Raw genomic sequence first — 13,443 nt, forward strand, 5'->3', positions numbered from 1 at the left:
AGAAGGGATAAGCATGGCGCTGAACGACCAATCGACCCAGATCCGAGCAGGCGAAGAACTTGATGCCAGCCTGATCGATCCCTACCTCAAGGCCCATATCCCCGGCCTGAGCGGCACGCCGACCATCAGCCAGTTCCCGGGCGGTGCGTCGAACCTGACCTACCTGCTGGAATACCCTGGCCAGGAATTCGTCCTGCGCCGCCCGCCCTTTGGCCACAAGGCCAAGTCCGCCCACGACATGGGCCGCGAATTCCGCATTCTGAACCAGCTCAAGGACGGTTTTCCGTACTGCCCGAAGGCTTACGTGCATTGCACCGACGAGTCGGTGATCGGCGCCGAGTTCTACGTGATGGAGCGTGTCAACGGCATCATCCTGCGCTCTGACCTGCCGGCCGAACTGGGCCTGGACGCCACCAAGACCGAGGCCCTGTGCAAGAGCTTTATCGACAAGTTCGTCGAACTGCACCAGGTGGACTACACCGCGTGCGGCCTGGCCGACCTGGGCAAACCCGAAGGTTATGTGGCACGGCAGATCAGCGGCTGGAGCGATCGCTACGAAAAAGCCCTGACCCCCGACGCCCCACGCTGGGAAGCCGTGCGCGCCTGGCTCAACGAGAAGATGCCGGCCGACCACCCGACATCGAGCATCGTGCACAACGATTACCGCTTCGATAACGTGATCCTCGACCCGCACAACCCGATGCAGATCATCGGCGTTCTGGACTGGGAGTTGACCACCCTCGGCGACCCGCTGATGGACCTGGGCAACACACTCGCCTACTGGATTGAAGCCGCCGACCCGGCACCGGTGCAACTGATGCGCCGTCAGCCAAGCAACGCCCCCGGCATGCTCACCCGCCGTCAGTTCGTCGACTACTACGCCGAACGCGCGGGCATCCAGATCGATAATTTCGATTTCTACTACACCTACGGCCTGTTCCGCCTGGCCGGCATCGTGCAGCAGATCTACTACCGCTTCTTCCATGGCCAGACCCAGGACAAACGCTTTGCGCAGTTCATCCACATGAACAAGCTGCTGGAGCAGATGAGCCTGAATGTGATCGCTAAATCAGCCCTCTAAGGAACCCCCATGTCCAAGACCAACCTGTTCGACCTCGACGGCAAGATTGCCTTTGTTTCTGGCGCGAGCCGTGGCATCGGTGAAGCCATCGCCAAGTTGCTGGCCCAGCAAGGCGCCCACGTGATTGTCTCCAGCCGCAAACTGGACGGTTGCCAGCACGTGGCTGACGCAATCATCGCCGACGGCGGCAAGGCCACGGCCATTGCCTGCCACATCGGTGAAATGGAGCAGATTGCCCAGGTGTTCGCCGGGATTCGCGAACAGTTCGGCCGCCTGGACATCCTGGTCAACAACGCCGCGACCAACCCGCAGTTCTGCAACGTACTGGACACCGACCTCGGCGCGTTCCAGAAGACCGTGGACGTGAACATTCGCGGCTACTTCTTCATGTCGGTGGAAGCCGGCAAGCTGATGCGCGAGAACGGCGGTGGCAGCATCATCAACGTGGCCTCGATCAACGGCATCTCCCCGGGCGTGTTCCAGGGCATCTACTCGGTGACCAAGGCCGCCGTGATCAACATGACCAAGGTGTTCGCCAAGGAATGCGCTGCGTTCGGCATTCGCTGCAACGCCCTGCTGCCGGGCTTGACCGATACCAAGTTCGCCTCGGCACTGGTGAAAAACGACGCCATCCTGAAAACCGCGCTGGCACAGATCCCACTCAAGCGCGTGGCCGACCCGAGCGAAATGGCGGGCGCGGTGCTGTATCTGGCCAGCGATGCGTCGAGCTACACCACCGGCGTCTCGCTGAATGTGGATGGTGGGTTCCTGTCCTGATCAAGCATTAGATCGTTCCCACGCTCTGCGTGGGAACGCCGCCGGTGACGCTCTGCGTCTTGCCTTCAAGAACGGACGCAGAGCGTCCAGGGATGCATTCCCACGCAGAGCGTGGGAACGATCAAACTGTATTCCACCCAATCAAGCATTCGGCGGTTGCTGGCGAAAGCTTACCGCCAGGCGGTTCCAGCCACTGATGCTGGACACCGCCATGGTCAGGTCCACCAGTTCCTCTTCGCTGAATTCCACCCGCACGGCGGCAAAGAGTTCATCCGACACCTGTGACGTGGGCAGCGTCGCCACCGACTCGCTCCAAGCCAATGCGGCCTTCTCCCGCGCCGTGAAAAACGGTGAATCGCGCCACACACACAACGCAAACAAACGCCGCTCGGTCTCGCCGCGCTGGCGTGCCGCCATCGAGTGCATGTCGGTGCAGAAGCCACAGTGGTTGAGTTGCGAAACGCGGATCTTGATCAACTCCAGCAACGGCTGTTCGATCGACAGGCCAAAGGTGTTCGCCTCCAGCATCAACATGGCCTTGAGCGCTTGCGGTGAAGCCGTGTAGTAATCCAGGCGGGGTTCCATGGGGTGCTTCTCTGAAATGACACCCCAGCCTAGAACCCCGGCGACGTATGCCCTATAGCCAATCGGCCGGTTTATGCGCAGACCATTTTGCGCCCACCGCGCCAGCGCGTAGTCTTGGCGCAGACTGAAGCCTTGGGATACAACATGGAACTGCACGTCGTGATCAACGGCCGCAAGGATCTGGCCGAACAGCTGTACCAGCAACTGCGCGAGGCCATCAGCTCCGGGCGCCTGGCCGCCGGTGCGCAATTGCCGCCCAGCCGCTTGCTGGCCGAGCAGTTGGGCGTGTCGCGCAAGACCGTGTCCGACACGTACGCCACCCTGACCTACGAAGGCCTGCTGGTGGGCAAGACCGGCCGCGGCACCTTCGTCAACGCCCATGCGCCGCAGGCGGAACGCCAACAATCGGCCACCGACCTGGCCTGCGCCGCCAACCTGGCAAAGTGGGCGTCGCTGCCCTCACCCATGCGCCACCCTACCCGCGACAGTACCTTGCGCTATGAATTCATCGGTGGCGCCACCAGCCGTAACCAGTTCCCCCAGGATGAATGGCGGCGCTGCACCCAAGATGCGTTGCGACGCATTGCGCAGAACAGCGGCTTCTACAGCCAACCCGAAGGCTTGCCCGCCCTGCGCAGTGCCATCGCCGGGCATATCGCGTTCTCGCGGGGCGTCAAATGCCGTGACAGCGACATCGTGGTCACCAACGGCGCGCAACAGGCGCTCGACCTGATCGCCCGCGTGGTCCTGGAACCCGGCAGCATTGTCGCCATGGAAGACCCCGGCTACAGCCCCGCGCGCCAGCTGTTCGTGGCAATGGGGGCCAGCGTCGCCAGTGTGCCGGTGGACGAACAGGGTATTCAGGTCGATAACATCCCCGACGGCACGCGCCTGATCTACGTGACGCCGTCCCACCAATTCCCCCTCGGCATGCCCATGAGCCTGCCTCGCCGCGAAGCCTTGCTGGCGCGGGCCTTCGCGCTGGGGGCGATCATCATCGAAGACGACTACGACAGCGAATTTCGCTACGAAGGCCGCCCCACCGACTCCCTGCAAAGCATGGACAACCGTGGCGTGGTGACCTACGTCGGCACCTTCTCCAAAACCCTGCTGCCCGAGCTGCGCCTGGGCTACGCGGTGCTGCCACCGGCGATCCAGGGCGCCGTGCTCAAGGCCAAGCAATTGACCGACCAGCACAGCTCCACCTTGCCGCAATGGGCGTTGGCCAAGTTCATCAGCGAAGGTTACCTGCTCAAGCACATCCGCCGCTGCCACACCGTGTACGCCGGGCGCCGTGAGCGCATCCTGCAACGTCTGGCGGGGGATTTATCACCCTGGTTCGAAGCGGTGCCCACTGTGGCCGGGTTCCACATGGCGGCGTTGTGCAAGGTCGCGGTGGATATCCCGCTGCTGATTCAGCTGGCGCGCCAGGTGGAAGTCGGATTGTACCCACTGGACGTGTTTTTCCATGACGCGCCGCTGCGCCCGGGGCTGATCATCGGTTTTGGCGCCATCGAGACGCTGGACATCGACCCGGCCCTGGACCGGGTGCGCGACATCCTGCAACAGATTGGCTAGGGGATTTACCGGCGGATTGGTTATTGGTGACCCCGGCCACGCGGCGTAGGGTGAACAGGTCTCGAACTACTCGGAAACTTCGCCATGAAACGCCTGCTCGCTGCCTCCCTGATGCTCGCCTCCTTCGCCGTATTTGCCCACGAACCGGTGTACAACCAGGAATCGATCAAGGTCCTGCAAGAACACGCGCTGACCAATGTGTCCGGCAAGAAAACCCTCATGCTCACCGTGGACTATGCGCCCGGGCAAGCCACCGTACCCCATAGCCACACCGGTACCGCCGTGGCCTACGTGCTGGAAGGCGAAATCACCTCGCGGGTGAATGATGAGAAGGCAGTCACCTACAAGGTCGGTGAATCGTTTTATGAGCCGGCGGGGTCGCGGCATTTTGAATCGAGCAATGCCAGCCAGACCAAGCCGGCCAAGTTGCTGGTGGTGATGGTCATGGATGATAAAGCCGAGGTACTGACTCCCCTGCCGCAGTAACCCGCAACACCACAAAACCCTGTGGGAGCTGGCTTGCCTGCGATAGCGGTGTATCAGTACCAGATGTGTTGGTTGACCCACCGCTATCGCAGGCAAGCCAGCTCCCACAGGTTGAATTGTGTTTTTTCAGCAGGTTCAGGGGCGCTTGAACTGGCGCCGTAGCTCTTCGATGCGAGGCCGGCACAGACAGCCTTCCAGATGATCATTGACCATCCCCATCGCCTGCATCAGCGCATACATCGTGGTCGGCCCTACGTAGGTCCAGCCGCGTTTCTTCAGCGCTTTCGACAACCGCACTGACGCCGGCGACGTGGGATTCTCCGTCCAATAAGCCATGTCCACGACCTTTGGACGCTCATCAACCGCCGGCTCAAACGCCCACAACCAGCGCGCCAACGACCCCGTCTCATCCACCAGCTCACACGCCCTGCGTGCATTGTTGATCGCCGACACAATCTTCGCCCGATTGCGCACGATGCCCACGTCCTGCATCAGCCGCTCAATATCGGCCTCGCCATACTGCGCCACCCGGCGAAAATCAAAGCCCTCGAACGCCACCCGAAACTGCTCGCGCTTGCGCAGGATGGTGATCCACGCCATGCCCGCCTGGAAGCCTTCCAGGCAGATCTTCTCGTACAGCTGAACGTCATCCGCCACCGGCACGCCCCACTCGTGGTCGTGGTAATGCGGGTATTGCGGTGCCGACGTACGCCAGGTGCAGTAGGTCTGCCCGGTGGCGTCGGTGGTCAGTCCTGGTCTATCCATCCATCACCTCGTGTGTCGTGCGGCGGATGATAAGCGAAAAATTTTCCAGCCCACCAACCGCTCAAGCACCGCCCTCGCCGACCAACTGGTCAGACCGGGTCCGATCAACCACCGAATTTTTACTTGTGGTTTCAAAAAAGCCGAGCGTAGACTGGCCGCGCACTGGACTTACCGGTAAGACCACAACAATTAAGCCCTGGAACCACCAGGGCACCGAATAGAGATCCCTCCCATGCTCAGATGGTGCTCGCGTTCGATTTTCCTGCAAGTCGTGATCGGCCTGATGCTAGGCGTTGTTTGCGGCCTGGCCCTTCCCGAATTCTCCACACAACTCAAACCCCTCGGTGACGGCTTTATCAAGCTGATCAAAATGCTGATCGGCCTGATCGTATTCTGCGTGGTGGTCAGCGGCATCTCTGGCGCCGGCGACTTGAAGAAAGTCGGGCGCATCGGCCTCAAGTCGGTGATCTACTTTGAAATACTCACCACCGTCGCCCTGGTGATCGGCCTGGTGATGGCCTTCAGCACCGGTATTGGCCAAGGCGCCAATATCCACCTGGAGCAATTGTCGTCCGCCGGCCTCAATGAACTGGCCGACAAGGGCCAGCACATTCGCGGCACCAGCCAGTTCCTGATGGACCTGATCCCCAACTCGGTGATCGGTGCCTTCGCCGAGAACAACGTGCTGCAAGTGCTGCTGTTCTCGGTGCTGTTCGGCAGCGCGCTGAACCTGGTAGGCGAAGCGGCGTCGGGCATCTCGCGCCTGATCAACGAGCTGAGCCATGTGATCTTCCGCATCATGGGCATGATCGTGCGCCTGGCGCCGATCGGTGTATTTGGTGCGATTGCCTTCACCACCAGCACCTACGGCCTGGACTCGCTGCAACACCTGGGCAGCCTGGTGGGCCTGTTCTACCTGACCTGCTTCGCCTTCGTCGGCCTGATCCTCGGCCTGGTGATGCGCCTGTCGGGCCTGCGCATGCTGCCGCTGCTCAAGTACCTGCGCGAAGAACTGCTGATCGTGATGGGCACCGCCTCCTCCGACGCCGTGCTGCCACAGATCATGCGTAAACTGGAGCACCTGGGCATCGGCAGTTCCACCGTCGGCCTGGTGATTCCAACAGGCTATTCGTTCAACCTCGACGGTTTCTCGATCTACCTGACCCTGGCCATCGTGTTTATCGCCAACGCCACCGGCACGCCGCTGTCGATGACCGACCTGATGACGATTCTGCTGGTGTCGCTGATCACCTCCAAAGGTGCCCACGGCATTCCGGGCTCGGCGCTGGTGATCCTGGCGGCGACCCTCACGGCGATCCCGGCGATTCCGGTGGTGGGCCTGGTGCTGGTGCTGGCGGTGGATTGGTTCATGGGCATCGGCCGCGCACTGACCAACCTGATCGGCAACTGCGTCGCCACCGTGGCGATTGCCCGTTGGGAGAAAGACATCGACCTGCAGCGAGCGAACAAGGTGCTTGAAGGGCAGCAAGGGTATGCCTTCCAGGCCAAAAAACCGGTGTTGCCGGCGCATCAGGAGTTCTGACCAGGCGACACAATTCAAATGTGGGAGCTGGCTTGCCTGCGATGGCGGTGTATCAGTAACAGATGTCTTGGCTGACCCACCGCTATCGCAGGCAAGCCAGCTCCCACAATAGACCTTCACTGGATTCATTAGCGTATTTGCAACATTTAGGAGAGGTAGACGTGATCAGCACCTCAACCGTCGTCAATTCAGTGGTAGAAAAACTCCGCGCCGCCTTGGCGCGTGGCCAGTGGCGCCGTGGTGAAATGCTCCCCGGCCAACGCGAGCTGGCCGAACAGATGGGTATCAGCCGCCCCAGCCTGCGTGAAGCGGTGATCGTCCTGGAAACCCTCGGCCTGGTGCGCTCCATGCCCGGCAAAGGCGTGGTGGTGCTGGAGACCAGCGTCAGCGAACCCCAGTCCAGTGACGCAGTGGCCGACGCGAGCCTGGAAGATATCCTGCAACTGCGCTACACCCTCGAACCCTTCATCGTCGGTCTCGTCGCCCAATCCATCAGCAGCAAGGAAGTCGGCCAACTGCGCCTGACCCTGATGGACATGCGCGAAGCCCTCGACGCCGAAGACGCCGAAGCCGGCATGAACGCCTACATCGGCTTCCACGAAGAACTGTTCGCCCTGACCTCCAACCCGATCTTCCAGAACGTGGTGCAGCAAACCAGCAACGCCCTCAAGCAGAGCGCCCAGGTGCTGCGCAACTCGCCGGAGCACCTGGCCGAACGCCTGCGCGAAAACGAAGCGGTGGTGCGCGCCATCCGCAACAAGAACAGCGCCCTGGCCAGTGCCGAGATGCGTCGGCACATCCTGCAGGAAGGCCTGCGCATGGGCATTCGCTTGAACATCCCGGATGACCATCTGGGCAGCTGATTTATTGGAGACTGGCCATGACCGCTTACGCGTTGCAACGCGACCCTATCTTCCCTGCCCTGCGCTTGATCGCCGGTAAAAAGCCTTCGGTGGACGACATCTACCCGCGCCTGTTCGACGCCATCCTCGAACAACGCATTGCGCCGGCCAGCCGTTTCACCGAAGAGAGCCTGGGCGAGACCTTTGGCGTCAGCCGCAGCGTGATCCTCCGAGTGCTGGCAAAGCTGTCGCACCAGCAAGTGATCATCCTGCGCCCCAACCAGCGCGCCCAGGTCGCCGCGCCGGATGCCCAGCAAACCCGGCAGATCCTCGAGGCGCGGCGCCTCACCGAAATCACCGTAGTGCAATTGGCCTGCGTGCACGCCACGCCGACGCAACTGCGCCAGCTGCGCGAGCTGATTGCCCGCGAACGCGAGTGCATCGAGCGCGACCAGCGTGGGCCGGCGATTCGTTTGTCCGGGGAGTTCCACCTACAATTGGCCGCCATGGCGCGCAACGCGCCGCTGGCACAGTTCCTCAACAGCCTGGTGCCGCTGACGTCATTGGTCATTGCCCAGTACGAGGCGAAAGCCTGCACTTATTGCGCGTGGCAGGAACATGTAGCGATTGTGGATGCGCTGGAGCAACGCGACGCCACCGCCGCCGTGAGCCTGATGACCCAGCACCTGGACCACCTAGAATCCAAATTACTCAAACACCACTAATCCCAAGGGATAAGCACATCCAAATGTGGGAGCTGGCTTGCCTGCGATAGCGGTGGGTCAGCCAATAATTCATCAACTGATACACCGCCATCGCAGGCAAGCCAGCTCCCACAGTGATTGCATTCCAATTCAAATAAAAAAGCCCCCGTATCTCACGATACGGGGGCTTTTGTTTGCAGCGTCAGATCAACCCGGTTACAACACCGACTGACCACTCAACGCCAGGTCCAGCAACTCACGGTTGGCCACCGCGTACATGGCGTAGTCCGTGCCGACCGCAGCACGAATTTCTACCATCATCGCCACCCAACGATCAGCCATGTCCTTGTGCTGCTCAAGCCACAGGGCCACGCGGGCTTCCATGTCTTCTGGCGCGTCGGCCATTTGCAGGACCGAAATGGTGATCGCTCGTTGCTGCCAGTCCACATCGTCGCGGAACGCTTCGCGGGCCTGGGCCTGCCAGTTGTTGGCCACGGGCAGATCGCTGATCTGCTGCAGGTACCACGGCAAGTCCAGGGCGCTGCCAACGGCGAAGTAGGCCTTGGCCACTTCGGCGGCGTCATGCCCGGTGACGTCAGCGGCTTCGATGATCGGCAGCAAGGTGTACAGGTGAGTAGTGCCTGCAACCATGCGGGCCAACAACTCCGGCACACCGGCTTCGGTGTATTTGCCGTAGCGGTTCTGCCAGCCTTCGCGGGTCGGGCCTTCCAGCAGTTCGTCGAGCTTGAGGCCCAGTGCTGCCAGGTGTGGACCGAAGTGCGCGGTGTCACGGCCAGCGTCCTGCTCGTTGCGACGGCTGCGCAGGAACCAGCGCGTCGCACGGCGGCCCAGGCGCATCAGCTCATCCATCAGCTCCAGTTGCACGTCGGCAGAAACCTGGTGGTCCAGGGCTTCGATCTGACGGAACCAGTGCGGGAGGTGGAAGATGTCACGCACGATCACATACGCACCCGCCACGTTCGCCGGGCTCATGCCGGTCGACTCTTTGAGTCGCTGAACGAAGGTGATGCCCATGTGGTTGACCAGGTCGTTGGCGATCTGGGTGCTGACGATCTCGCGCTTCAAGCGGTGGCGACGCATGGCTTCGCCGAACTTGGCCACCAGGCTCGGTGGGAACGCGGTCTCCATGTCACGGGTCAGGTAGTCGTCATCCGGTACCAGGGACTTGAGCAGCGCTTCCTTGAGGTCGATCTTGCTGTACGAGATCAGCACCGACAGCTCCGGACGGGTCAAGCCCTTGCCGGTCGCGGCGCGCTCGACGAGCTGCTCCTCGGTCGGCAGGTACTCGATGGCGCGGTCCAGCTTGCCACGGCCTTCCAGGTCGCTCATCAGGCGCTTGTACTCGGCGGCACGCTCGTAGGCACGGCGCGCAGCCAGGGACAGGGCCTGGGTCTGCTTGTAGTTGTTGCCCAACACCAGGCTGCCGACTTCGTCGGTCATGCTCGCCAGCAACTGGTTGCGTTGCTTGTCGGTCATGTCACCGGCCTGCACCACTTCGTTGAGCAGGATCTTGATGTTCACTTCGTGGTCGGAGCAGTCCACACCACCGGCATTGTCGATGAAGTCGGTGTTGGAACCGCCGCCATTGAGGCCGAATTCCACACGACCCAGTTGGGTCATGCCGAGGTTACCGCCCTCGCCCACCACCTTGCAGCGCAGCTCGTTGCCGTTGACGCGCAGGGCGTCGTTGGCCTTGTCGCCCACGTCGGCATGGCTTTCAGTGCTGGCCTTGACGTAGGTACCGATACCGCCATTCCACAACAGGTCCACCGGCGCCTTGAGCAAGGCGTTCAGCAGCTCGGTCGGGGTCAGCTTGTCGGCCGCGATATCGAAGCGTTCTTTCATCTGTGGCGAGATGGCAATGCTCTTCGCGCTGCGCGAGAAGATACCGCCGCCTTCGGACATGATGCTGGTGTCGTAGTCGGTCCAGGCCGAACGCGGCAGCTCGAACATGCGCTGGCGCTCGACAAAGCTGGTGGCCGGATTCGGGTTTGGATCGATGAAGATGTGCAGGTGGTTGAAGGCCGCGACCAGCTGCAGCTTGTCGGACATCAACAAGCCGTTACCGAACACGTCGCCAGCCATGTCGCCGACGCCCACCACGGTGATGCTGTCTTCCTGCACGTTGATGCCGCGCTCACGGAAGTGACGCTGCACACCGACCCACGCGCCCTTGGCGGTGATGCCCATTTTCTTGTGGTCGTAACCGGCCGAACCACCGGAAGCAAACGCATCGCCCAGCCAGAAGCCGTAGTCGATGGCAATGCCGTTGGCGATGTCGGAGAAGGTCGCCGTACCTTTGTCCGCTGCGACTACCAGGTACGGGTCATCGTCGTCATGACGCACGACGTTGGCCGGTGGCACCAAGGCGCCGTCTTTCAGGTTGTCGGTGATGTCCAACAGGCCGGAGATGAAGATGCGGTAGCAGGCGATGCCCTCGGCCGCGATCTCGTCACGGCTGCCGCCCAATGGCAGGCGACGCGGCAGGAAGCCGCCCTTCGCACCCACTGGCACGATGACCGAGTTCTTCACTTGCTGGGCTTTTACCAGGCCAAGCACTTCGGTACGGAAGTCTTCTTCACGGTCGGACCAGCGCAGGCCGCCGCGAGCGACGTTGCCGAAGCGCAGGTGCACGCCTTCAACGCGCGGCGAGTAGACGAAGATTTCAAACTTCGGCACCGGCTTGGGCAGCTCGGGAATCGCACGCGGGTCGAACTTGAAGCTGAAGTACGACTTGTTCTGGCCGTTGGCGTCGGTCTGGTAGAAGTTGGTGCGCAGGGTGGCCTTGATCAGGTCCAGGTAGCGACGCAGGATGCGGTCTTCGTTGAGCACCTGGACGTCGTCCAGGGCGCTGAGGATCGCTTGTTCCAGGCGTTGCTGCTTGTCTTCCAGGTCTTCGGCAGTGAGTTTGCGCGCCAGGTAGAAGCGGGTCTTGAACAACCGGGTCAACTCGCGGGCGATGTCGGTGTGGTTGTTCAGGGTGCTGGCGATGTAACCGAGGTCGAAGCCCAGGCGGATCTGCTTGAGGTAGCGGGCGTAGGCACGCAGCAGCGCCACGTCGCGCCATGGCAGGCCGGCGGTGAGTACCAGGCGGTTGAACGCATCGTTCTCGGCGTCGCCGTGCACGATGTGCACGAAGGCGTCTTGCAGGGTGTCGTTGAGCTGCTGGATGTCCAGGTTCACGCCTTCGGCGGCGATGAACGCAAAGTCATGGATCCAGAACTCGCGGCCATTGGCGTGGCGCAGGCGATACGGGAACTCGCCCAGTACGCGCAGGCCGAGGTTTTCCAGGATCGGCAACACGTCGGACAGCGCCAGCGGGGTGTCGGCATGGTAGAGCTTGCAATGCAGCTCACGCTGGCCGGAGACCTGGCCCAGCGGCTGATAGAAGCTCATCACCAGCGGGTTGGCTTCGGTCAGGCTGTTGAGGTGCTGCATGTCGACCACGGCCGAATGCGCGGCGAAACGCTCGCGGTAGCCGGCCGGAAAACCTTTCGGGAAGTCCGCCAGCACGTTGGTGCCCTGGGCTTCGCCGAAGCTTTCCACCACCAGGCTGGCGTAGTCGTCCTGCCAGCTGCGGCAGGCCTGCACCACTTCTTTTTCCAGTTGCAGCGGGTCGATGTCGAGGCGGTTCTTCGGGTCAACCCGCAGGATCAGCTGCACACGAGCCAGCACGGACTCGGAGAAGAAGGTCCAGAATTCGCAGTCCGAGGCTTTCAGGCGATCCATCAGCACTTGCTGGATCTTCTGGCGCACTTCGGTGGAATAGATGTCACGCGGCACGTAGGCCAGGCAGTAGCAGAAACGACCGTACGGGTCTTTGCGCAGGAACACGCGGATCTTGTTGCGCTCCTGGATCTGCACGATGGACATCACGGTGCTGAACAACTCGTCCACCGGGGTCTGGAACAGATCGTCGCGGGGCAGCACTTCAACGACTTGCGCCAGTTCCTTGCCCAGGTGCGCCTTGGCCTGGAAGCCCGAACGGCGTTCGATCTCGGCCACCTTGCGACGGATATACGGGATCACCCGCACGCTTTCGCCGTACACCGAAGAGGTGTAGAGGCCCATGAAGCGGTGTTCCTTGATGACTTTGCCGTCGGCGCTGATTTCGCGAATCGACACGTAGTCCGGATACGCCGGACGGTGTACACGACTCGGGTGCGCGGCCTTGGCGAACGACAGCACGCTCGGCTCACGCAGGTAAGCCACGGCGTAGTCTTCGATGCGCGTGTCTTCGGCGGTGAGGCCGGCACGCAGCAACTTGGTCAGACCGAGGAAAGAGCCGGTGTCATATTCGATATGACCCCCGTCCGCCTCGTCACGTACCACAAACTCTTCATAGCCGAGGAAGGTGAAGTGGTTGCCCACCAGCCATTCCAGGAAGCTCTTGATCTCGGCCTTTTCTTCGCCGTCGATGCTGAACTGGCTGGCGTCGATACCGGCCAGCAGGTCCTGGACCTTGGCTTTCATCGGTTCGAAATCAGCCACGGCCACGCGCACTTCGCCCAACACCTGCTCAAGCTCTTTGCTCAGCACGTTGAGTTCGGCGGCATTGGCGCAGCGGTCGATTTCCAGGTACATCAGCGATTCTTGCTGGATGCCTTCGCCCTGGGTGCCTTTTGGCAGGATTTCCAGCAACTCGCCCTTGCTACCACGACGCACGCTGAGCACGGTGGTTTGCAGGGTGTGAATGCTGTAGCCGCGACGGTTCAACTCGGTGCGGACCGAGTCCACCAGAAATGGCAGGTCATGGTGCAGCACTTCGACCGCTGTGTGGGTCGATTGCCAGCCATGACGCTCGTAATCGGGGTTGTACACCCGCACTTGCGGTTGGGTGTGGTCAAAGCGCTCAAGCAGGCGCCACGCAGAGAGGGTGCAACCGGCCAGGTCGGAAAGGCGACGCTGGGTCAGTTCGTCCAGAGAAATGATGCCGAAGAATTGTTCAGCGAACAGCGCCACTTGTGGCAGTGCCTGTTCACTGATGTGCTGCGCCAGTGCCGCTTGCAGTTGATGCTGGAAGTCGGCCTTGCTGGCTGCGGTGAAGAACGCCATCTGTGG

The 13,443-nt window shown here is 61.7% G+C and carries 10 protein-coding genes; 7 read left to right on the plus strand and 3 right to left on the minus strand.

Annotation, left to right across the window (positions count from 1 at the left end):
* The first annotated feature begins 13 nt into the window (after positions 1 to 13).
* Together ACU688_RS15170 and ACU688_RS15175 are read left to right on the plus strand one after the other, a co-directional pair.
* Positions 14 to 1,081, plus strand: a complete 1,068-nt coding sequence (locus tag ACU688_RS15170; protein WP_448185401.1) for a phosphotransferase family protein — start codon at positions 14 to 16, stop codon at positions 1,079 to 1,081.
* Positions 1,082 to 1,090: 9 nt separating this feature from the next.
* Positions 1,091 to 1,858, plus strand: a complete 768-nt coding sequence (locus ACU688_RS15175; RefSeq protein ID WP_448185402.1) for an SDR family oxidoreductase — start codon at positions 1,091 to 1,093, stop codon at positions 1,856 to 1,858.
* 141 nt (positions 1,859 to 1,999) lie between these two features.
* Here the strand turns inward: ACU688_RS15175 and ACU688_RS15180 are convergent, their stop codons facing one another.
* Positions 2,000 to 2,443, minus strand: a complete 444-nt coding sequence (locus ACU688_RS15180; protein ID WP_448185403.1) for a carboxymuconolactone decarboxylase family protein — start codon at positions 2,441 to 2,443, stop codon at positions 2,000 to 2,002.
* 144 nt (positions 2,444 to 2,587) lie between these two features.
* Between ACU688_RS15180 and pdxR the strand changes: the two genes are divergently transcribed.
* Positions 2,588 to 4,021, plus strand: a complete 1,434-nt coding sequence (pdxR, locus tag ACU688_RS15185; protein WP_448185404.1) for a MocR-like pyridoxine biosynthesis transcription factor PdxR — start codon at positions 2,588 to 2,590, stop codon at positions 4,019 to 4,021.
* Between the two features lie 84 nt (positions 4,022 to 4,105).
* On the plus strand, positions 4,106 to 4,507 hold the full coding sequence (locus tag ACU688_RS15190) for a cupin domain-containing protein (protein WP_448185405.1): 402 nt from the start codon (positions 4,106 to 4,108) through the stop codon (positions 4,505 to 4,507).
* Between the two features lie 135 nt (positions 4,508 to 4,642).
* On the opposite strand, the gene ACU688_RS15195 is transcribed toward ACU688_RS15190, so the two are convergent.
* Positions 4,643 to 5,272: a DNA-3-methyladenine glycosylase I gene (locus ACU688_RS15195; protein ID WP_448185406.1), complete on the minus strand. Its 630-nt coding sequence runs from the start codon at positions 5,270 to 5,272 to the stop codon at positions 4,643 to 4,645.
* A gap of 217 nt (positions 5,273 to 5,489) precedes the next feature.
* Here ACU688_RS15195 and ACU688_RS15200 point away from each other — a divergent pair, with 217 nt between their 5' ends.
* From ACU688_RS15200 to ACU688_RS15210, 3 genes are all read left to right on the plus strand, one after another.
* Positions 5,490 to 6,815 carry a C4-dicarboxylate transporter DctA gene (locus tag ACU688_RS15200; RefSeq protein ID WP_207044364.1) on the plus strand — a complete coding sequence of 442 codons (1,326 nt, stop codon included), beginning with the start codon at positions 5,490 to 5,492 and terminating at the stop codon, positions 6,813 to 6,815.
* 161 nt (positions 6,816 to 6,976) lie between these two features.
* Positions 6,977 to 7,678 (plus strand): FadR/GntR family transcriptional regulator, encoded by a 702-nt coding sequence (locus tag ACU688_RS15205; protein ID WP_105521795.1) that lies wholly within the window; start codon positions 6,977 to 6,979, stop codon positions 7,676 to 7,678.
* A gap of 17 nt (positions 7,679 to 7,695) precedes the next feature.
* Positions 7,696 to 8,382 carry a GntR family transcriptional regulator gene (locus ACU688_RS15210; RefSeq protein WP_448185407.1) on the plus strand — a complete coding sequence of 229 codons (687 nt, stop codon included), beginning with the start codon at positions 7,696 to 7,698 and terminating at the stop codon, positions 8,380 to 8,382.
* A gap of 195 nt (positions 8,383 to 8,577) precedes the next feature.
* On the opposite strand, the gene ACU688_RS15215 is transcribed toward ACU688_RS15210, so the two are convergent.
* Positions 8,578 to 13,437 (minus strand): NAD-glutamate dehydrogenase, encoded by a 4,860-nt coding sequence (locus tag ACU688_RS15215; RefSeq protein ID WP_448185408.1) that lies wholly within the window; start codon positions 13,435 to 13,437, stop codon positions 8,578 to 8,580.
* Between the last annotated feature and the right edge of the window lie 6 nt (positions 13,438 to 13,443).

Source organism: Pseudomonas acericola (SeqCode), from assembly GCF_053456465.1.

Bases quoted from the DNA above. Each gene is read 5' to 3' on its own strand.
- ACU688_RS15175 (WP_448185402.1), top strand. From the start codon at position 1,091: ATGTCCAAGACCAACCTGTTCGACCTCGACGGCAAGATTGCCTTTGTT.
- ACU688_RS15180 (WP_448185403.1), bottom strand. From the start codon at position 2,443: ATGGAACCCCGCCTGGATTACTACACGGCTTCACCGCAAGCGCTCAAG.
- ACU688_RS15190 (WP_448185405.1), top strand. From the start codon at position 4,106: ATGAAACGCCTGCTCGCTGCCTCCCTGATGCTCGCCTCCTTCGCCGTA.
- ACU688_RS15195 (WP_448185406.1), bottom strand. From the start codon at position 5,272: ATGGATAGACCAGGACTGACCACCGACGCCACCGGGCAGACCTACTGC.
- ACU688_RS15170 (WP_448185401.1), top strand. From the start codon at position 14: ATGGCGCTGAACGACCAATCGACCCAGATCCGAGCAGGCGAAGAACTT.
- ACU688_RS15210 (WP_448185407.1), top strand. From the start codon at position 7,696: ATGACCGCTTACGCGTTGCAACGCGACCCTATCTTCCCTGCCCTGCGC.
- ACU688_RS15215 (WP_448185408.1), bottom strand. From the start codon at position 13,437: ATGGCGTTCTTCACCGCAGCCAGCAAGGCCGACTTCCAGCATCAACTG.
- pdxR (WP_448185404.1), top strand. From the start codon at position 2,588: ATGGAACTGCACGTCGTGATCAACGGCCGCAAGGATCTGGCCGAACAG.